This window comes from Ruegeria sp. CJ6 (assembly GCF_056536665.1).
In genome coordinates, this window is sequence record NZ_JBQFQB010000001.1 from 466,980 (window position 1) to 485,179 (window position 18,200).

Sequence of the window (18,200 nt, forward strand, 5' to 3'; positions counted from 1 at the left end):
GGGGGACCGGCACAAAGTGCCGGTCCCTTTTTCGTTTTAACGCAGTCGTGATCACAAGAACCGATGACAGTCGCAACCACCAGTTTCCTGATTTTTGCCGCTTCGCAGGTCGGCACGCCGGGACCGGCCAATATGGTCCTGCTGGGAACAGGTGCGCGTTATGGCTTTCGGTCGGCTCTACCCTTTGTGGGCGGGGTCATTCTGGGCAAACAGCTGATCATCTGGCCGGTTGGTTTTGGCCTGATGCAAGTTGCCGATCAGGCGCCGTTGGTGTTCGAGGCACTCAAATATGCTTCTGCTGCATATATTTGCTGGCTTGCGTGGAAAATTGCCAATCTGCGGCTTTCCCGAGGTCAATCGGATAAGCAAGTGCCCGGTTTTCTGGCGGGGTTAATAGTGCATCCGCTTAACCCTAAGGCTTGGGCAATGATTATCGCAGGTTTCACCGGGTTTGTGGCAACTGGAACACCCAGTTTTGAGGCGACCCTCACGATCGCTCTCTGTTTGTTAATCTGCCAGATCGTATTGCACCCGATCTGGACATTTGCAGGAGATCGGATCGCCCATGCGGTTGAAGGTCGGCCTGCGGAAAAATATCTGATGTGGACGTTAGCCAGTTTGACAGTTGCGTCCGTACTTTTTGTGTTGTTCGGAGGAGGAACGCACTCATGAAAATTGAGGCAATAATAAATCAGCCGGTCATTGAAACCGAGCGGTTCGACCTTCGCCCTCTGCGTCGGTCGGATTTGGGTCTCATTGAGCATTACGCAGGCGATGAGCGTGTGGCGCGCATGACGACATCGATCCCGCATCCATTGCCGCCCGGCTCGATTGAAGCGTTTGTGATGCGCGCGATGGCCGAAGACCGGGACGAGGATGTCTGGGCAATGGATGCCACAAAGGATGGTGGCCCGGAGCTGATCGGACTGATTTCATTGACCCGGCTGGATCGCAACCAGTCCGAGGTCGGCTATTGGGTCGCCCCGGTGTATTGGAACACCGGCATTGCATCGCTGGCCGTTGAAACGCTGGTCAACGCCAATCCGCTGGAAAACGCGACCATGTTCGCCAGCGTGTTCCAGGACAACCCGGCCTCGGCCCGGGTTCTGACCCATTGCGGGTTCCAGTATCTTGGCGATGCGGAAACCTATTCGGTGGCGCGCGATGCGAATGTGCCCACCTGGACCTATACAAAGAAACTCTGACTTGTGGCCGATGGGGCCTTTGCAGTAGGGGACAGCTATGAAATTTCTCGATCTTGCAAAGGTCTACATCCGGTCCGGGGCCGGAGGTGGCGGCTGCGTCAGCTTTAGACGTGAAAAGTACATCGAATACGGCGGACCCGATGGTGGGGACGGCGGAAAGGGTGGGTCTGTTTGGGCCGAGGTTGTGGACGGGCTGAACACCCTGATCGACTTTCGCTATCAACAGCATTTTTTCGCCAAGAACGGCCAACCCGGTCGCGGTCAGCAGCGTACGGGTAAGGATGGTGACGACATCATCCTGCGCGTTCCCGTCGGAACCGAAATTCTGGACGAAGACGAAGAGACCGTGATTTGTGACCTGACCGAGGTTGGTCAGAGATTTTTGCTGGCAAAAGGCGGCAACGGCGGCTTTGGCAACCTGCATTTCAAATCCGCGACCAATCAGGCCCCGCGCCGCGCCAATCCGGGGCAGGCGGGGATCGACCGCACCATCTGGCTGCGGCTGAAGCTGATTGCGGATGTGGGTCTTTTGGGCATGCCCAACGTCGGGAAATCAACTTTCTTGGCTGCCACATCCAATGCACGGCCCAAAATCGCCGACTATCCTTTTACTACGCTGCACCCCAATCTGGGCGTTGTCGGTGTCGATAACGTGGAGTTCGTCGTTGCTGACATTCCAGGTCTGATCGAAGGCGCGCATGAGGGGCGTGGAATCGGTGACCGGTTTCTTGGCCACGTGGAACGCTGCGCGGTACTGTTGCATCTGGTCGACGGCACCTCGGAAACTGTGGTCGAAGACTATCGCACAATCATCACCGAGCTTGAGGCCTATGGCGGAGAGCTCGCGGATAAGCCGCGTATCACCGTATTGAACAAGATCGACGCTCTGGACGATGAGGAACGCGAACTGATCAAGGCCGAACTGGAAGATGCCGTTCGCGGCCCGGTCATGACCATGTCAGGCGTTGCGCATTTGGGCGTGACCGAGGTGCTGCGGTCCTTGCGGGCTCAGATCGATGAAAACCGCCTGCGCCAGAAACCCGCCGAGGAGGCCACGCCTTGGCAACCCTGACCCATGCCCGCCGCCTGGTGGTCAAGATCGGATCGGCCTTGTTGGTCGATCGGGATACGGGATTGCTCAGGTCGGATTGGCTGAAATCGCTGGCGCAGGACGTGGCTTGGCTGAAAGGGCAGGGGACAGATGTTGTTCTGGTCTCGTCCGGGTCAATCGCGTTGGGTCGAGGTGTACTTGGCCTGCCGATGCAGAATCTGCCGCTGGAACAGTCACAGGCCGCTGCGGCGGTTGGACAAATCCGGCTTGCCCGTGCGTATGAAGAAGCGTTGACGCCGCATGAGATCAAAACCGCTCAGGTGCTGGTCACGTTGGAAGACAGCGCAGATCGGCGGCGTTATCTGAATTCCCGTGCAACGCTGGAAACGCTGCTGAGCCTGGGTGTTGTTCCGATTGTCAACGAAAACGATACAGTCGCCACGGATGAGATCCGGTATGGCGACAATGACCGGCTGGCAGCGCAAATCGCCGTGACTATCGGCGCGGATCAGTTGATCCTGCTTTCAGATGTCGACGGGTTCTATTCGGGCAATCCCAGCGAGGACACGACAGCCACCCGGTATGACGTAATCAAACAGATCACGCCCGAGATTGAGGCCATGGCAGGTGACGCGGGATCGGGGCTGTCAAAGGGCGGCATGAAGACCAAGCTGTTGGCTGCCAAGATGGCAACCGCAGCTGGCTGCGATATGGCGATAACTGAAGGATCACCCCTGAACCCGCTGAAAACGCTTGAAAATGGCGCGAGCTGCACTTGGTTCACGGCCACACTCGATCCGCATGCAGCCCGGAAACGCTGGATTTCGGCGATGAAACCGCGAGGGGAGATCGTGATCGATGACGGCGCGGCAAGGGCGCTTTCCAATGGCAAAAGCCTGTTGCCCGCTGGCATTGTCGAGGTGACGGGTGATTTTGGTCGCGGCGATCCCGTCGCTGTTCTGGATGCGCAGGCGCGGAGGCTGGCACAGGGGCTAAGTCGCTATACCGCGCAAGAGGCGGATGCGATCAAAGGACGTAAATCGTCTGAAATCGAGGCGACGCTAGGCTATCCAGGCCGCGCGGCCCTGATCCACCGGGACGATCTGGCGCTGTAAGGGCGTGATTTGATAAACTGAGACCGAAAGGCGCTTGAGATGAAGGATTTCGACAACATTCCCGCAATGATGGCCGACCTTGGTGCGCGCGCCAAAGCAGCCTCGCAAGAGCTTGCCTTTGCCACCGCCGAACGCAAGCACGCCGCGCTGATCGCAGCCGCAGACGCCGTTTGGCACAAACGTGCCGACATTATCGAAGCGAACAAGAAGGATTTGGAGTTCGGGCGAGAAAAGGGTTTGAGCCCCGCGATGATGGACCGCTTGATGCTGGATGAAGCACGCGTTCAGGGCATGGTTGACGGGCTGCGCACCGTTGCCGATCAGACCGATCCTGTGGGTGAGGTGTTGGCCGAATGGGACATGGCCTCGGGCCTCAACATTCAGCGTGTGCGCACGCCTTTGGGTGTGATCGGCGTGATCTACGAAAGCCGTCCCAACGTGACGGCGGATGCGGGTGCATTGTGCCTGAAATCCGGAAACGCCGTGATCTTGCGAGGCGGGTCTGAGAGTTTTCATTCGTCAACCGCGATCCATGCCTGTCTGGTTGAGGGGCTAGCAGCTGCAAGCTTGCCCGAAGACGCCATTCAACTGGTGCCGACTCGCGACCGGACTGCGGTGCAAGAGCTTTTGACCATGACAGATTATGTCGACGTCATCGTTCCCCGAGGTGGCAAAGGATTGGTGGGTCTTGTGCAACGCGAGGCGCGCGTGCCCGTCTTTGCGCATCTCGAAGGCATCGTTCATATTTATGTTGATAAAGCCGCCGATCCCCAGAAGACGCTGGATGTTGTGTTGAACGCCAAAACTCGGCGCACCGGTATCTGTGGCGCGGCAGAATGCTTGCTGATCCATCAAGACGTTGCAGAAACACTGGGCCGTGATCTGATCGCTGCTCTTCAAACTGCGGGTGTTGAAGTGCATGCCGAAGGCGTTTTGGCCAATGAAAACACGGTTCCTGCGTCGGATGATGACTGGGGCAAAGAGTACCTAGATAGTATCATCGCTGCACGGCCAGTCGCAGATATCGACGCCGCGATTGCGCATATCCGGCAGTTTGGCTCAAGCCACACCGATTGTATCATGACCGAGGATTCCGTGGCCGCCGAGCACTTCTTCGAACGGCTTGACAGCGCAATCCTGATGCATAACGCCTCGACCCAATTCGCGGATGGCGGTGAGTTTGGCATGGGTGCTGAGATTGGTATCGCCACCGGCAAGATGCACGCGCGCGGTCCTGTCGGTGCCGCTCAGTTGACCAGTTTTAAGTATCTGGTACGCGGAAACGGGACCACGCGGCACTAAAACCGCAGTGTCACCTGGGTTGCGGTCGTTTCTACCGTGATTCTGCGACCCATCGTCGAGGCTGTATCCGGCAGCAGGGCAAATTGAACCTGCGCCGGGCTTAGTTTTTCGGTGAATCGCCCCGAGCCAATCCCTTTCCACAGTCCCGTATTGAGGTTCAGCTTGTCAGCAACGCCAGTCACCGTCCATACGTCGCCCTGAGTTTCGATTTCCACTTCGCCGCCGAAGGGCATCGCACTTTCACAGCACATCACAGCCAGAAACGCGAGTTTAACCTGATTGCGCGGGACAGGTTCGGTCAGGTTCCAACTGATCCGCAGACGCCCGGCCTTTTCCACATCTTTAAGAAGCTCGACCACTTCGGTGCGACCCAATGGCTGATCGCTTGCTGATCCAAAGGCAACGCGGAAAAACCGGATGCGGGCGCCTGCACTGCCAACGCTGCCTGAAATCAGCTCCATTTCAGGGCCTTGGACTGCGCCAACCATCTCCAACAGCTCAAGCCCGTTGGTAATTGCCCCAATGGGGCTGATCAGATCATGACAGATCCGAGAGCCGATCAATTCGGCCAGGTTGACGTCTGACGCGCCCATGCGTACCTCCTGCTGCATCTGCCTTGGACCCGGAGCCCGATATGACAGATCTGAATGCCATTCTTGCACCGGGCATGTTTGTCCGCCACCCCGATTTCCCCGATTGGGGCGTTGGACAGGTGCAGTCCAATATCGGAGGCAAGATCACCGTTAACTTTCGCGAGCAGGGGAAAGTGGTGATCGACGGGACACGCATAGCCCTGATGCCGGTCTTTGATCCGTGAAACTGGTTTAGGAAAGGTTAACAACTCGGGCAAAACGCGGGCGAGTTGCCTTTGGCCGAGCAATCGCGTTATCAGCGCGCAACCGCGATCGATGGAATTTTCTTGATGCCAGACGAAGGCCCCTCATTCACTGTCAAATTGGCCAATACCGAGGTTGAACTGCGGGCGGCCCAACGTCTGCGCTATGACGTGTTTGTTCAGGAATTGGGCGGTGGCGGCGAGATGGTGGATCATGAGGCGGGGCTCGAGAAGGATCGGTTCGATCCATACTTCGATCATATGCTCGCCATCGACGATTCATCTGGAGAGGTGATCGGCGTCTATCGACTGCTTCCTGGTGAGCGAGCTGCCGAACTGGGGCAATTCTACTCCGAGGATGAATACGATCTCACCGTTCTGAAACAAAGCGGGCGCAAGCTGTTGGAGCTTGGACGCTCGTGCGTGCATCCGGATTATCGTGGTGGCACGGCGATGTATCATCTGTGGAATGGTCTGGCTGCATACGTCACTGAGCGTGGTATTGAGATCTTGTTCGGGGTCGCGAGTTTCCACGGAACCGACGTGAGCAAATTGGCGCAGCCGCTGTCGATGCTGCATCACAACCATCTTGCCCCGCTGGATTTGCGGGTTCGGGCCCAGCCAGAGGTATTTCAATCAATGGACCTTTTGGCACCCAACGCGCTGGATCGGCGCGCGGCGATGGTTCAAGTGCCGTCTCTCATCAAGGCCTACCTTCGCCTCGGTGGATTCGTGGGCGAGGGGGCATTTATCGATCATGCCTTCAACACAACCGATGTGTGTCTGATCCTTGACACAGCCCGCATGAATGAGCGTCAGCGGCGTATTTATGGTGGAGCATAACCCTGTGAGCGACCCATCGTGGCAGAGTGGAGACGCTCCTGATCCAATTGAGCTTGGTTTCTTAGGTTGGGTCCTGGTGATACTTCGCGGTCTGCCGCTGGCCCTTCTGGTTTTTGGGGGGCTGTTCGTCTTATTGGCCATACGTCTCATCGAACGACCGCTTTATGGCGTTCAACGGCCGGTGACACCGTTCATTTCTCAGTTCGTTTGTCGCAGTGCATTTCGAATTCTCGGGATCAGATTTCGCACCTCTGGCGCGCTCATGCAGGAACGCGGCGCTGTGGTTGCAAACCATACATCGTGGTTGGATATCTTTGCGCTGAATGCCCGTAAGCGCGTGTATTTCGTATCGAAAGCCGAAGTTGCAAAATGGCCCGGCATCGGCTGGCTGGCACGCGCGACGGGTACGGTCTTTATCGAACGTGATCGCAAGAAAGCCCGCGAGCAGACCCGGATTTTCGAGGAACGTCTGAAAGCCGGGCACAAGCTGTTGTTCTTTCCTGAAGGCACTTCGACCGACGGACAGCGAGTTTTACCCTTTAAAACAACACTCTTTGCCGCGTTCTTCACTGAAGAGCTGCGGGAATTCATGTATGTTCAACCGGTTTCGGTCATCTTTCACGCTCCCCAAGGTCAGCCCGATAGGTTTTATGGCTGGTGGGGCGACATGGATTTCGGACCGCATTTGCTTAAGACTTTGGGGGCACGTCGACAAGGCACCGTGGAATTGATCTACCACGCGCCAGCTAAGGTTAGCGACTTTGAAAACCGCAAAGCTCTGGCAGCCCATTGCGAAGACGCGGTACGTCATGCGCATTCACTGGCGCGGCTTGAAAAATAGGGGCATTTGGCCCTTGCGCTGATGCTAAACCTGCCGTATACGCGCGCCATTCAAACCCGCAGGCGGGGTTTGGGCTTTTTGAGGGAGACATCCTTATCTGGCCCGCCGGTTGGAGCATCCGCTTCTTTCACCCCCGCCGAGGCGTAAACCGGAAAAGGAAAGTAAAGCATGGCTCTTCCCGAGTTCACCATGCGTCAGCTGCTAGAAGCTGGCGTTCACTTTGGTCACCAGACACAGCGTTGGAATCCCCGCATGGGCCCGTTCATCTACGGCTCGCGCAATGGCATCCACATCATGGACCTGACTCAGACCGTTCCGATGCTGGATCAGGCTCTGCAGGCTGTTCGTGACACCGTCGCAAAAGGTGGCCGCGTTCTGTTCGTAGGCACCAAGCGTCAGGCAGCTCAGCCGATCGCAGATGCCGCTGAAAAATCGGCTCAGTACTACATGAACCACCGCTGGCTGGGCGGCACGCTGACCAACTGGAAAACCGTTTCCCAGTCGATCAACCGTCTGAACCAGATCGACGAAGCCATGGAGTCGGGTGCCGAAGGCCTGACCAAGAAAGAGCGTCTGGGCATGGAACGTGACCAGGCCAAGCTGCAGGCTTCACTGGGCGGTATCCGCGAGATGGGTGGCGTTCCGGATCTACTGTTCGTCATCGACGTCAAGAAAGAAGCACTGGCTATCGCCGAAGCCAACAAGCTGGGTATCCCGGTTGTGGCTGTTGTCGACACCAACTGCTCGCCCGATGGCGTTGACTACATCATCCCCGGCAACGACGACGCAGCGCGCGCAATCGCTCTGTATTGCGATCTGGCCGCACGTGCCGCTCTGGACGGCATGACCGCTCAGATGGGTGCTGCTGGCGTTGACCTGGGTGCATTCGAAGAAGCTCCGGTTGAAGAAGTGGTTGCCGAAGAAGCACCCGCTGAAGAAGCCGCACCGGAAGTCAAGGCCGAAGCGTAAGCTGCCCGTCACGTAAATGACATATGGGGCAGGGTAGACCTGCCCCAATTCCGTTTGAATTGAGGAGAGCCAAAAGATGGCAATCACAGCAGCAATGGTAAAAGAACTGCGCGACTCGACCGGCGCAGGCATGATGGACGCAAAAAAAGCGCTGACCGAAACCGGCGGCAACATGGACGAAGCCGTTGACTGGCTGCGCACCAAAGGCCTGGCCAAGGCGGCCAAGAAATCGGGCCGTACCGCAGCCGAAGGTCTGGTTGCTGTTCACGTCAACGGCGGCAACGGTGTTGCTGTCGAAGTGAACTCGGAAACCGACTTCGTTGCGAAAAACAGTGAATTCCAGGAGATGGTCGGCAAGATCACCTACGCAGCCGAAGGTGTTGATGACGTCGACGCGCTGCTGGCTGCCGATCTGGGCGGCAAGTCTGTTGCAGATACCCTGACCGACAAGATCGCCACCATTGGTGAAAACATGTCGGTCCGCCGTATGTCGAAACTGTCGGGCGATACCGTCGTGTCCTACGTTCACAACGCGGCGACAACCGGCATGGGCAAAATCGGCGTTCTGGTTGCTCTGTCCGGCGGCGATGAAGCCTTCGGCAAGCAGGTTGCAATGCACATTGCAGCGGTGAACCCGGCGGCCCTGTCCGAGGCGGACATGGATCCGGAAGTTGTCGAGAAAGAGAAGCAGGTCCAGATGGACATCGCTCGCGAATCCGGCAAGCCGGAGCAGGTGATCGAAAAGATGATCGTCGGTCGCATGAAGAAATTCGTCGCCGAAGCGACCCTGCTGAACCAGGACTTCGTTGTGAATCCTGATCTGACCGTCGAAGCGGCTGCCAAAGAAGCAGGTGCTACCATCACCGGTTTTGTCCGCATGGAAGTAGGCGAGGGCATCGTGGTCGAAAAAGAAGACTTCGCTGCCGAAGTTGCCAAGGCAGCCCAAGGCTAAAATCTTTTGCAGCTTCGGTTAGAGGCTGCAACAAATACCGAGCCCGGTTGCATAGCGCAGCCGGGTTTTTTTCATGTCAAAAGACTGAAAACCGATGCTTGCGAAGATTGGTGAATTGAGGGGCCCTGCATGATGGGGATGGAAGGGCCCCTCAATAATCCCGACAAAGAGACGTGGACGAATAGACGCCTCGGTGTCAGAGCGATCAGAGAGCTTTGGTATTACAAAGATCCGATCAAAACGTTCCCTGGCTAAAGCCACCACTCACGGAACAATATCAATTTGCAATTTTATCGGGAGATTCGGAAAGTCATGTATTCCTTACCCTAGGTCAATTTGATGCTAATTAGCATCAAAATAGGGTCATGCTTCCATCACAAACATCTGATTCTGCAACGCGGCCTTCAACACGGCCTGTGCCGTTGTTTCAACCGAAAGCGCCTCGCGCGCGAGTCTCAGATGTTTTTCCACCGTTGCCGAAGTCAAACCCATCAATAGCGCGATGTCTTGCGTGGTCTTTCCGTCGCCGACCCATTGCAAAGCTTCGCGCTGGCGTTTGGTCAGCGCGCGGTTCGGGGCATGATATGGCAAGGTCAGGATTTTGAGATGGGCAACATTGTTCATCAGAAGGATGTCGTCGCCGTGCTCGTTCCAGACCTCGTCCATCTCCTCCTGGCTGTGATTACGTGCCGCAAGCGAAATCGCCCCTTTGGAACGCATCGACACCGAGTTGAAGCTGACCGTATAACCTACTGTAATATCACGCGACTTATTGAACTCAAAAACCCGAAGCTCTTCGTTCGACATGACCCCGCTGGACATCATGTCCTGTATCATGCTCCAACTTGCAGCGCCTTCGTTGTTCAGCGCCCATTTCAGCATGGGGGCGTGAAAATACAGGCCAGATTGAAGGAACCCTTCCAAGTAATCCGAGCAGTGATTGGTCAGGATTACAAAGTCTTCTGGATCGCCGAGCGAAGTCGCCGTTCGGTATTGCGTATACCCATACAACAGCCGGTCGAAGCCATACTTTTCCATCTGGCGGCAATGTGCATCCCAAAGCTCTTCCAGAGTTTTCGTGTAGCTCAGAAAATTCAGATACTCTTTGAGGGTCATCCTGTGTCCCTCTCAGCCAGATGCGCGGCAATCGCGTTCAGTGCAAGAACATAGCTTTGCGCGCCAAAACCACAGATCTGTCCAATCGCGACTGGTGCGATATGCGATTTGTGACGAAACGCCTCGCGCGCGTGGATGTTAGATAAATGAACTTCAACCACGGGTACTTCGGCCGAAGATATCGCATCCATCAGCGCAATCGATGTATGCGTGAATGCGCCTGCATTCAGTACTATGCCATCCTGAACGCCGCGTGCCGCGTGGATCGCATCAATCAGCGCGCCTTCGTGATTGGATTGGAGATGGGTTATGTTTTGACCCAGCGTTTCACCATGCGCAACGCACAGGTCCTCGATCATCTGCAACGTCGTTGCACCGTAGACCTCGGGTTGCCGTGTACCAAGCAAATTCAGGTTCGGACCATTCAGAACCAGGATATTGTGCATATTCAAACTGTCCCCATCTTCCTTTTTTCATAAACATGAATTTAAAGGTCGTCCAGCGACCTTCGCTCTTATGGGTAGAGCTTCATTGACGCATGCAGGTTGCTGGATCGGCTCAATCCCATCCTCTATTCAATTATCTTCCATCGTGACCACAACTTTACCGAGAGCCTCGCGCCGTTCGAGCATGCCAATTGCCTCTGCCGCTTGGGTTAGCGGAAATCGTGCACTGATACGGGGTGAAATCTCTCCCGAACCATATAGGCGGAACAACTCGGCCAGGTTCTGTGCGTGCCCTTTCGGGTCGCGAAATACGGACGCGCCCCAGAACACCCCGACGATCTGACAGCCCTTGAGCAAAGTCAGGTTCAGCGGAATGCTGGGGATGCCGGCAGGAAAGCCAACAACCAGATAACGCCCGCCCCACGCCATACTTCGCAAGGCGGGCTCAGCGTAGTCTCCGCCGACCGCGTCGTAGACCACATCCACACCTTCGCCCCGGGCCAGTGCCTTTATCTCGGCGGACAGGGCCTTTTGCGCTTCGCGGTCCAAATCGCGTGGATAGATCAGCGTCTGGTCTGCACCAATATCTCTGCAAAACAATGCTTTGTCTTCAGACGAGACCGCCGCGATCACATGTGCCCCCATCGCTTTGGCTAGCTCGATCGCCGCAGACCCAACGCCACCGGCGGCCCCCAGAACAAGTACTTTTTCGCCGGGCTTAAGTAGCGCACGGTCCTTGAGGGCGTGGTATGAAGTGCCGTAGGTGAAGACAAAGCTAGCCGCATCTTCAAACGGCATCACGTCGGGTATCTTGACGGCAGTCGCTGGTTTGAGCTTCAGGTGCGTAGCGAACCCTCCGTGCCCTGTCAGCGCCAGAACCCGATCACCAGGCGCGAAGTCTGTGACGCCTTCTCCGACCGAGACAACTTCTCCGGCGATTTCACCACCTGGTGCAAAGGGGCGGGGTGGTTTTATCTGATAGAGGTCCCGGATCATCAGCGTATCAGGGAAGTTCACCCCGGCGGCGCGGATACGCAATACAATTTCACCTGACTCAGGGGTTGGATCGGGCAGGGTGGTCAGTTCCAAACTCTCGGGGCCGCCTGGTGTGACGCTGAGTAATGCCTGCATGTTTTTCAATTGCCTCTTGCTTCACCTGTTTTGAAATCGTTGGATTGTCAGCACGTATTGTCAAGAAGACCTCACGCCAGAATCCCAGATCGCCTGAATGGAGTGCACATGACGCCCGAGACTTTGTTTTCGCTCAGTGGAAAGACGGCACTGGTAACTGGGGGTGCCACCGGTATCGGCCGAATGGCGGCCGAGGCGTTGGTACGTGCCGGGGCGCATGTGCTGATCGCTTCTCGCAAAGGCGAGGCATGCGAGGAGGTTGCAACAGAGTTGAACGCTCTGGACGCGCCAGGCTCGGCCGAAGGGTTTGCTGGCGACATCAGCAGTGAGGCGGGTGTAGATGCGTTGGTGGATGAAGTCAAAAGTCGCACTCAAGCGATTGATATATTGATGAATAATGCAGGTGTGTCTTGGGGCGCGCCGATGGGGCAGTTCCCTCATTTCGCTTGGGACAAAGTCATGTCGGTTAATGTCGCAGGCGTATTTGATCTGACCCAGAAATTGCTGCCACTTCTGATGAAATCCGCAACCGACGAGGATCCTGCGCGGGTCATCAATGTAGGTTCGGTCATGGGTGAAGTTCCGATGGGTGACGGGGCCTACAGCTATTCCGCGTCCAAAGCGGCGGTTATTCACCTGTCCAAAATCATGGCTAAGGAATTGGCACCATACAGAGTCACGGTGAATGCGCTGGCCCCGGGACCATTCGTATCGCGCATGACGGCCTTTGCCACCGAAGACGAAACCAAGCGCGCGCGGGTCGGCAAAGGTGTTCCACTGGGCCGGGTTGGCCAGGCCGAGGATATCGCTGGTTGCATGTTGTTTCTATGCGGTCGCGGAGGCAGCTATGTCACTGGCGCGGTCATCCCTGTCTCCGGCGGGATAAATGTGCAGACCGGTGGCAATATCTTTGCCGATGCCCTTTAGCCGTGGGTTCATACGCAGGCTGAATATATGACACACACTGAAAACACTCTGGATATCAAGTCCGTCGACGCTTATCTAAACACGCATCTTGTTGGGTATCATGGCCCTCTTGAAGCTACAAAATTCACCGTGGGCCAGTCGAACCCAACCTATCTGCTGCGTACGCCGGCCAAATCCTATGTTCTGAGACGCAAGCCGCCGGGCATATTGCTGAAATCCGCACATGCAGTGGATCGAGAATTTCGCGTACAAGCGGCGCTGGCTGGAAGCAAAGTGCCCGTCCCGCAAGTACATCTGCTTTGTGAAGATGACAGCGTCATAGGCTCTGCCTTCTACGTGATGGAGCATTTGAAAGGGCGCACATTTGTCGACCCTGTCATGAAAGGCGAAAACAATGCGACGCGCACGGGTGTGCTGAAAGAGATGAATCGCGTACTGGCCGAACTGCACATGGTCGATATCGATGCGGTCGGTCTTTCGGATTTCGGACCTCCAGGCAACTATTTCGAGCGGCAAATTGCTCGCTGGACCAAACAATATCGCGCCTCTGAGACCGAAAAAATCGCCGAGATGGATCAGCTGATCGCCGGGCTTGAGCGCCAGATCCCCGAGGATGACAATCAAAGAACACTGGTTCATGGGGACTACCGAATCGACAATCTGATGTTCGAGGCGCATGGCACCGCCTGCATCGGAGTGCTGGATTGGGAGCTATCGACCATCGGTCACCCATATGCGGACCTGGCAGCCGTCATCATGCAATGGCAGCTGCCTCCGGGCAAGGAGGGTCGGGGGCTAGCTGGCGTAGATCGGTTGAGCCTTGGGCTACCGTCCGATCAGGACTTCATCACCGAGTATTGCGCGCGCCGCGGCCTAACGGGGATTGAGAATTTTGGCTTCTACCTTGCTTTCAACTTCTTTCGGATGGCCGGTATTCTGCAAGGTGTCTACAAGCGGGCCTTGGATGGAAACGCGTCAGACCCGGCACGCGCTAAGGCTTTCGGTGCCTATGTGCCGGTCTTCGCCCAACACGGATTATCTGCGCTGCAAAAAACGTAGGCAGTATTCTCGACGCCCTTCAACAAATCCAGCAAAAATCGGCAGAATTCGCTGTTGCCTAGGGTCTTACGAAGGCAAGATCGGCCTGATCAAGATGGAGTTGCCTCATGGGATTTGATCCGACCGCGCAGACCCACATCCGCCAATGGATGCACAGATATGTTGAGCAGAAGAAATATGCAGGCAGCGCCCTTCTGATCCACCAGAACGGGCAAGAGGCATTCTTTCACGCATGTGGCCGCCGCTGCATTGAAACCGACCTCGCGTTCCAGCGCGATAGCCTGGTTCGGATCTATTCGATGACTAAGCCTGTGACGTCCGTTGCTTTGATGATGTTGGTGGAACAAGGATTGTTTCATTTAGATGCCCCGGTTTCCGATTTCCTGCCAGAGTTTGCAACGATGCAAGCCTTGGTCCCGGGTGCAACGCAGTTGAACCAGACCGAGGACGCGCCGACACCCAGCTTGCATCAATTGCTGACGCACACCAGCGGGCTGAGCTACCCGTTCAATCCCGGTGTGTTACCCGAGGCTATGGATGCGTTTGATCTAATCTTTTCTCCGCAACAGGGTCTGCTGGCAGATCGGGTCAAAGTGCTGGCAGAGTTACCGCTGGCGTTTCAGCCGGGCAGCCGCTGGGAATATTCGGTAGGGATCGACGTGATTGGCCGCGTGATTGAAGTCGTATCAGGCAAACCGCTGGACGTGTTTCTGACCGAACACATCTTTCGACCACTTGGGATGAGTGAAACCGCGTTTTCAGTGCCTGAAGGGGCAGGGGACCGATTTGCCTCGCTCTACACCCCGCTCGAAGGCGATGCCATGGCGCTGAATGCCGCAAAATCGGGTGGCGAAACACTTCGGTTGGTGGATCGGGCCGGAGAGTCCCCGTTTGAGGCGGCAACGACCTTTTCTGGCGGTGGCGGATTGATCAGTACCATCGACGATTACAGCAAGTTCGCCGAGATGTTGCGAAACAAAGGAACCGCAAATGGCGCGCGATTGCTTGGGCCGAAGACTGTAGAATTCATGTTTCGCAACCATTTACCGGACGATATTGCATCCATGGGTCCACAAAGCTTTGCCGAGCAACCCATGGAAGGCACAGGCTTTGGCATCGGAGGCGCGGTGGTACTGAACCCGGCGCGCACCCGAGCCCCAAGCTCGGTTGGCGACTATGGCTGGGGCGGGATGGCCTCGACCTACTTCTGGATCGATCCGGTCAACGCGCTGTCGACTGTGTTTTTTACACAGCTCTCGCCATCCAGCTCTTATCCTTCCCGAGCCGAGTTAAAGGCGCTTGTTCACGCGGCGCTCGTTGAATGATCGGTGTTTGAGTGATACCGGAAAAGGCCAAGACGCCGGAGAGCCCCGAATGACCGAAGCCGAACGCATATTGCTTGATCTGCTGAATATCGAACCGCTTGAGGTCGATTTGTTTCGCGGAACCGGTTCTGGTGGCGAGACACCAACGCGTATCTTTGGCGGGCAGGTGATCGCGCAAGCGCTTGCGGCAGCGTACAGGACGGTCGAGGATCGTCTATGCCATTCCTTGCACGCCTATTTCATAAGGCCCGGAGATCCGTCAATTCCGGTTATATATCAAGTGGATCGCGCGCGCGATGGTGGTTCTTTCACAACCCGCCGCGTGGTTGCGATCCAGCATGGCAAGCAAATTTTGAACATGTCGGCCTCGTTTCACAAGCAGGATGACGGATGGGAACATCAGCATCCGATTCCGGACGTTCAAGCGCCCGAGCACCATCCATCGCGTGACGAATTGCGCGAAAAATACCTGGATCGCGTTCCCGAAAAGCTGAAAACTGAATTGCTGCGCGAGCGCCCGATCGAAGTGCGCGAAATCGATCCGCTGGACCTGTTTGCGCCCGCCAAGGCAGATGACAAGAATCACGTCTGGTTTCGCATGGGCGCAGCGAACCACGCGGACACCGTTACACAACATCTTCTATTGGCCTATGCCTCGGATATGAGTTTGCTCAGTTCCGGAATGCGGCCCCATGGGCTGAGCTGGTTCACTGGTGAAATTGATGGGGCCAGTCTGGACCATGCAATCTGGTTTCATGCACCCGTGCAGTTTCAAAACTGGCATCTGTATTCGATGGAATCGCCGTGGACAGGGCAGGGGCGCAGCTTCAATCGGGGTTCGATCTTTTCGCAGGATGGCAAACTGGTTGCGTCCGTCGCGCAAGAAGGCCTGCTCAGAAGACGGAAACCGCGCTAAGAACTGCCAGCAAACCTTTGATTAAGCTTCATCATTCCACCTAACCATCGGTCGTAGTCTTCTGTTTTTAAACGCATATAGTCAAGCACTTGTGGATGCGGAAGAATCAAGAAACGTTCATCCGCCAGCGCCTCGACACAGGCTTGGGCGACCTCATCAGGTTCAATTATTCCGTCAATCGCGGCGACCGAATCCTCATGTCCACGTATCATCTCGGACCGAACGGCCTGCGGACACAGAACCGAAACCCTGAGACCTTTATCGCCATAGGTCATCGCGATCCATTCAGCAAAACCCACAGCCGCATGTTTGGTTACGCCATAAGGGGCTGTGCCGGGTTGATTGAGCAATCCAGCCGCTGAAGCAGTGATCATCAAATAACCACCACCACGCGCAACCATCCTTGGGATCAGGTGCCGCGCGGTCCAGACATGGGACATAACGTTGATCTGCCAGATGCGGTCCCATTCAGCATCCGGCACTTCAAATCCACCTAGGGTGAGTATTCCCGCATTGGCACAGAATAAATCAATCGGAGCGATCGTATCCTCGACAGTCTCAATCAGATTTCGAATATCACTTTCCTTGGACACATCACAGCTGAGTGCATCACCGCCAATTTCCGCCGCCACGGCCTGCGCGCCGGCAAGGTCGATATCGGCGCAGAGTACATGCGCACCTTCTTCTGAGAACCGCTTGGCAAGACCTTTACCTATGCCATTTGCAGCGCCAGTGATGACGACGGTCTTCCCAATCAGAACCATTGCATAGCTCGTGTCTTACTTCTCAGACACAGCGTAACATATTGGCATGCCACGACCAATGTGTGTTCTATAGTCGTGGCTCGCTTGCTACTTATTTTACATAATACCGATTATGCGAGTAACAGATGCAGCCTCAGTAAAATGCCTGTAGTCCGGTTTGCGCCCGCCCCAGGATCAATGCATGAACGTCGTGCGTGCCCTCGTAGGTGTTGACTGTCTCAAGATTGATCATGTGACGCACCACCTGGAACTCAAGTGAGATACCGTTGCCGCCGTGCATGTCACGCGACATCCGCGCAATGTCCAATGCCTTGCCGCAATTGTTACGTTTGATGATCGAGATCATCTCGGGCGCAGCTTCAGCCTGATCCATCAGACGGCCGACGCGCAAGCTTGCTTGCAGTCCCAAAGAGATTTCGGTCTGCATCTCTGCCAGTTTGCGTTGAAACAACTGGGTCTGCGCAAGTGGTCGATTGAACTGTTTACGATCCAAGCCGTATTGACGCGCTGCGTGCCAGCAGCATTCCGCGGCCCCCATCGCACCCCAGCTGATACCATAGCGTGCGCGGTTCAGGCAGCCGAACGGCCCCTTGAGACCCTGAACATGTGGAAGCAAAGCGCCCTCGTCTACCTCAACGCCATCCATGACAATTTCACCTGTGATCGAAGTACGCAGGCTCAGCTTGTTCTCGATCTTCGGTGCGCTCAGGCCCTTGGTGCCTTTATCCAGCACGAACCCACGAATCTTGCCGTCATGTGCATCAGACTTGGCCCAGACCACATAGACATCTGCGATCGGTGCGTTTGAAATCCACATCTTGCTGCCGGTCAGACGATACCCGCCATCAATTTTCTCGGCGCGGGTCTTCATCGCCGCCGGATCCGAACCCGCATCCGGCTCTGTCAGGCCAAAACACCCAATCCATTCGCCACTTGCCAGTTTCGGCAGATATTTGCGACGCTGTTCTTCGCTGCCATAGGCGAAAATCGGGTACATCACCAACGAGCTTTGCACCGACATCATCGAGCGATAGCCGGAATCCACCCGTTCAACTTCCCGCGCCACCAGTCCATAAGATACGTAGCTTGCACCGATCCCACCATATTCTTCGGGGATTGTCGTGCCCAACAGCCCCATTTCACCCATTTCACGAAAGATCTCGGGATCGGTTTCTTCGTTTGCAAAAGCCTTGGTGACACGCGGCTGCAATTTCTCCTGGGCGTAAGCGCGCGCGCTGTCGGCAATCAGGCGTTCATCCTCTTCCAACTGGTCCGACAAGCGAAACGGGTCGTCCCAGTTGAAACGTCCAAGGTCAGGCGCATCTTTTGCGCGCAGGACAGGCTTTGTATCTGGAGCGTTCATTTTGCTTCTCCGACTTGAATAGATTTGCGCAACTATAATC

General features: G+C 56.0%; 20 protein-coding genes. 14 read left to right on the forward strand and 6 right to left on the reverse strand.

Annotation, left to right across the window (positions count from 1 at the left end):
- Positions 1–63 precede the first annotated feature (63 nt).
- The 5 genes from ACR0BT_RS02370 to ACR0BT_RS02390 are packed head-to-tail and all read left to right on the forward strand — an operon-like array spanning position 64 to position 4,673.
- Positions 64–672, forward strand: a complete 609-nt coding sequence (locus ACR0BT_RS02370; RefSeq protein WP_170393086.1) for a LysE family translocator — start codon at positions 64–66, stop codon at positions 670–672.
- Positions 669–1,205, forward strand: a complete 537-nt coding sequence (locus ACR0BT_RS02375; protein ID WP_170393085.1) for a GNAT family N-acetyltransferase — start codon at positions 669–671, stop codon at positions 1,203–1,205. The genes ACR0BT_RS02370 and ACR0BT_RS02375 overlap by 4 nt, the downstream gene beginning before the upstream one ends.
- A gap of 37 nt (positions 1,206–1,242) precedes the next feature.
- Positions 1,243–2,277, forward strand: coding sequence for a GTPase ObgE (obgE, locus tag ACR0BT_RS02380; protein ID WP_480762461.1), 1,035 nt, complete (start codon positions 1,243–1,245; stop codon positions 2,275–2,277).
- Positions 2,265–3,371 (forward strand): glutamate 5-kinase, encoded by a 1,107-nt coding sequence (gene proB / locus ACR0BT_RS02385; RefSeq protein WP_480762462.1) that lies wholly within the window; start codon positions 2,265–2,267, stop codon positions 3,369–3,371. The genes obgE and proB overlap by 13 nt, the downstream gene beginning before the upstream one ends.
- A gap of 39 nt (positions 3,372–3,410) precedes the next feature.
- Positions 3,411–4,673: a glutamate-5-semialdehyde dehydrogenase gene (locus ACR0BT_RS02390; RefSeq protein ID WP_480762463.1), complete on the forward strand. Its 1,263-nt coding sequence runs from the start codon at positions 3,411–3,413 to the stop codon at positions 4,671–4,673.
- On the opposite strand, the gene ACR0BT_RS02395 is transcribed toward ACR0BT_RS02390, so the two are convergent.
- Positions 4,670–5,266: a histidine phosphotransferase family protein gene (locus tag ACR0BT_RS02395; protein ID WP_480762464.1), complete on the reverse strand. Its 597-nt coding sequence runs from the start codon at positions 5,264–5,266 to the stop codon at positions 4,670–4,672. The two genes, ACR0BT_RS02390 and ACR0BT_RS02395, sit on opposite strands and share 4 nt — an antisense overlap.
- A 41-nt stretch (positions 5,267–5,307) precedes the next feature.
- On the opposite strand from ACR0BT_RS02395, the gene ACR0BT_RS02400 reads away from it, so the two are divergent.
- The 5 genes from ACR0BT_RS02400 (at position 5,308) to tsf (ending at position 9,113) form a co-directional block, all read left to right on the forward strand.
- Entirely contained in the window at positions 5,308–5,490 is a 183-nt protein-coding gene (locus ACR0BT_RS02400) for a DUF3553 domain-containing protein (RefSeq protein ID WP_170393080.1), read from the forward strand.
- Between the two features lie 105 nt (positions 5,491–5,595).
- Complete coding sequence (gene olsB, locus ACR0BT_RS02405) at positions 5,596–6,351, forward strand: L-ornithine N(alpha)-acyltransferase (protein WP_480569703.1); 756 nt, start codon at positions 5,596–5,598, stop codon at positions 6,349–6,351.
- Positions 6,338–7,192, forward strand: coding sequence for a lyso-ornithine lipid O-acyltransferase (olsA, locus tag ACR0BT_RS02410; RefSeq protein ID WP_480762683.1), 855 nt, complete (start codon positions 6,338–6,340; stop codon positions 7,190–7,192). Before olsB ends, olsA begins: the two co-directional genes overlap by 14 nt.
- Before the next feature lie 168 nt (positions 7,193–7,360).
- Entirely contained in the window at positions 7,361–8,161 is an 801-nt protein-coding gene (rpsB, locus tag ACR0BT_RS02415) for a 30S ribosomal protein S2 (protein ID WP_170405761.1), read from the forward strand.
- A gap of 76 nt (positions 8,162–8,237) precedes the next feature.
- On the forward strand, positions 8,238–9,113 hold the full coding sequence (gene tsf, locus ACR0BT_RS02420) for a translation elongation factor Ts (RefSeq protein ID WP_170393077.1): 876 nt from the start codon (positions 8,238–8,240) through the stop codon (positions 9,111–9,113).
- A 363-nt stretch (positions 9,114–9,476) separates the two neighbouring features.
- Here tsf and ACR0BT_RS02425 read toward each other — a convergent pair whose 3' ends face one another.
- The 3 genes from ACR0BT_RS02425 to ACR0BT_RS02435 all read right to left on the reverse strand — a co-directional run bounded on the left by ACR0BT_RS02425 (position 9,477) and on the right by ACR0BT_RS02435 (position 11,806).
- Positions 9,477–10,229: an autoinducer binding domain-containing protein gene (locus ACR0BT_RS02425; protein WP_170393076.1), complete on the reverse strand. Its 753-nt coding sequence runs from the start codon at positions 10,227–10,229 to the stop codon at positions 9,477–9,479.
- Positions 10,226–10,675 (reverse strand): type II 3-dehydroquinate dehydratase, encoded by a 450-nt coding sequence (gene aroQ, locus ACR0BT_RS02430; RefSeq protein WP_170509909.1) that lies wholly within the window; start codon positions 10,673–10,675, stop codon positions 10,226–10,228. The genes ACR0BT_RS02425 and aroQ overlap by 4 nt, the downstream gene beginning before the upstream one ends.
- A 129-nt stretch (positions 10,676–10,804) precedes the next feature.
- Positions 10,805–11,806 (reverse strand): NADPH:quinone oxidoreductase family protein, encoded by a 1,002-nt coding sequence (locus ACR0BT_RS02435; RefSeq protein WP_480762465.1) that lies wholly within the window; start codon positions 11,804–11,806, stop codon positions 10,805–10,807.
- A 108-nt stretch (positions 11,807–11,914) separates the two neighbouring features.
- Between ACR0BT_RS02435 and ACR0BT_RS02440 the strand changes: the two genes are divergently transcribed.
- The 4 genes from ACR0BT_RS02440 to ACR0BT_RS02455 all read left to right on the forward strand — a co-directional run bounded on the left by ACR0BT_RS02440 (position 11,915) and on the right by ACR0BT_RS02455 (position 16,033).
- The gene (locus ACR0BT_RS02440) at positions 11,915–12,733 is read left to right on the forward strand and encodes an SDR family NAD(P)-dependent oxidoreductase (RefSeq protein ID WP_480762466.1); all 819 of its coding nucleotides are present in this window, start codon (positions 11,915–11,917) and stop codon (positions 12,731–12,733) included.
- Positions 12,734–12,760: 27 nt separating this feature from the next.
- Positions 12,761–13,792: a phosphotransferase family protein gene (locus tag ACR0BT_RS02445; protein WP_480613544.1), complete on the forward strand. Its 1,032-nt coding sequence runs from the start codon at positions 12,761–12,763 to the stop codon at positions 13,790–13,792.
- 107 nt (positions 13,793–13,899) lie between these two features.
- Entirely contained in the window at positions 13,900–15,117 is a 1,218-nt protein-coding gene (locus tag ACR0BT_RS02450) for a serine hydrolase domain-containing protein (RefSeq protein ID WP_480762467.1), read from the forward strand.
- A gap of 49 nt (positions 15,118–15,166) precedes the next feature.
- Positions 15,167–16,033 (forward strand): acyl-CoA thioesterase, encoded by an 867-nt coding sequence (locus tag ACR0BT_RS02455; protein ID WP_480762468.1) that lies wholly within the window; start codon positions 15,167–15,169, stop codon positions 16,031–16,033.
- Here ACR0BT_RS02455 and ACR0BT_RS02460 read toward each other — a convergent pair.
- Complete coding sequence (locus ACR0BT_RS02460) at positions 16,030–16,797, reverse strand: SDR family oxidoreductase (RefSeq protein ID WP_480762469.1); 768 nt, start codon at positions 16,795–16,797, stop codon at positions 16,030–16,032. The two genes, ACR0BT_RS02455 and ACR0BT_RS02460, sit on opposite strands and share 4 nt — an antisense overlap.
- A gap of 133 nt (positions 16,798–16,930) precedes the next feature.
- Positions 16,931–18,160 carry an acyl-CoA dehydrogenase gene (locus tag ACR0BT_RS02465; RefSeq protein WP_170393068.1) on the reverse strand — a complete coding sequence of 410 codons (1,230 nt, stop codon included), beginning with the start codon at positions 18,158–18,160 and terminating at the stop codon, positions 16,931–16,933.
- Positions 18,161–18,200: the final 40 nt, after the last annotated feature.

What these genes read in the sequence shown, in the direction of transcription:
- ACR0BT_RS02425 (WP_170393076.1), bottom strand. Translation starts at nt 10,229, where the DNA reads ATGACCCTCAAAGAGTATCTGAATTTTCTGAGCTACACGAAAACTCTG.
- olsA (WP_480762683.1), top strand. Translation starts at nt 6,338, where the DNA reads ATGGTGGAGCATAACCCTGTGAGCGACCCATCGTGGCAGAGTGGAGAC.
- ACR0BT_RS02435 (WP_480762465.1), bottom strand. Translation starts at nt 11,806, where the DNA reads ATGCAGGCATTACTCAGCGTCACACCAGGCGGCCCCGAGAGTTTGGAA.
- ACR0BT_RS02440 (WP_480762466.1), top strand. Translation starts at nt 11,915, where the DNA reads ATGACGCCCGAGACTTTGTTTTCGCTCAGTGGAAAGACGGCACTGGTA.
- tsf (WP_170393077.1), top strand. Translation starts at nt 8,238, where the DNA reads ATGGCAATCACAGCAGCAATGGTAAAAGAACTGCGCGACTCGACCGGC.
- ACR0BT_RS02460 (WP_480762469.1), bottom strand. Translation starts at nt 16,797, where the DNA reads ATGGTTCTGATTGGGAAGACCGTCGTCATCACTGGCGCTGCAAATGGC.
- olsB (WP_480569703.1), top strand. Translation starts at nt 5,596, where the DNA reads ATGCCAGACGAAGGCCCCTCATTCACTGTCAAATTGGCCAATACCGAG.
- ACR0BT_RS02370 (WP_170393086.1), top strand. Translation starts at nt 64, where the DNA reads ATGACAGTCGCAACCACCAGTTTCCTGATTTTTGCCGCTTCGCAGGTC.
- ACR0BT_RS02400 (WP_170393080.1), top strand. Translation starts at nt 5,308, where the DNA reads ATGACAGATCTGAATGCCATTCTTGCACCGGGCATGTTTGTCCGCCAC.
- obgE (WP_480762461.1), top strand. Translation starts at nt 1,243, where the DNA reads ATGAAATTTCTCGATCTTGCAAAGGTCTACATCCGGTCCGGGGCCGGA.
- ACR0BT_RS02455 (WP_480762468.1), top strand. Translation starts at nt 15,167, where the DNA reads ATGACCGAAGCCGAACGCATATTGCTTGATCTGCTGAATATCGAACCG.
- rpsB (WP_170405761.1), top strand. Translation starts at nt 7,361, where the DNA reads ATGGCTCTTCCCGAGTTCACCATGCGTCAGCTGCTAGAAGCTGGCGTT.
- ACR0BT_RS02450 (WP_480762467.1), top strand. Translation starts at nt 13,900, where the DNA reads ATGGGATTTGATCCGACCGCGCAGACCCACATCCGCCAATGGATGCAC.
- ACR0BT_RS02465 (WP_170393068.1), bottom strand. Translation starts at nt 18,160, where the DNA reads ATGAACGCTCCAGATACAAAGCCTGTCCTGCGCGCAAAAGATGCGCCT.
- ACR0BT_RS02390 (WP_480762463.1), top strand. Translation starts at nt 3,411, where the DNA reads ATGAAGGATTTCGACAACATTCCCGCAATGATGGCCGACCTTGGTGCG.
- ACR0BT_RS02395 (WP_480762464.1), bottom strand. Translation starts at nt 5,266, where the DNA reads ATGGGCGCGTCAGACGTCAACCTGGCCGAATTGATCGGCTCTCGGATC.
- ACR0BT_RS02445 (WP_480613544.1), top strand. Translation starts at nt 12,761, where the DNA reads ATGACACACACTGAAAACACTCTGGATATCAAGTCCGTCGACGCTTAT.
- ACR0BT_RS02375 (WP_170393085.1), top strand. Translation starts at nt 669, where the DNA reads ATGAAAATTGAGGCAATAATAAATCAGCCGGTCATTGAAACCGAGCGG.
- aroQ (WP_170509909.1), bottom strand. Translation starts at nt 10,675, where the DNA reads ATGCACAATATCCTGGTTCTGAATGGTCCGAACCTGAATTTGCTTGGT.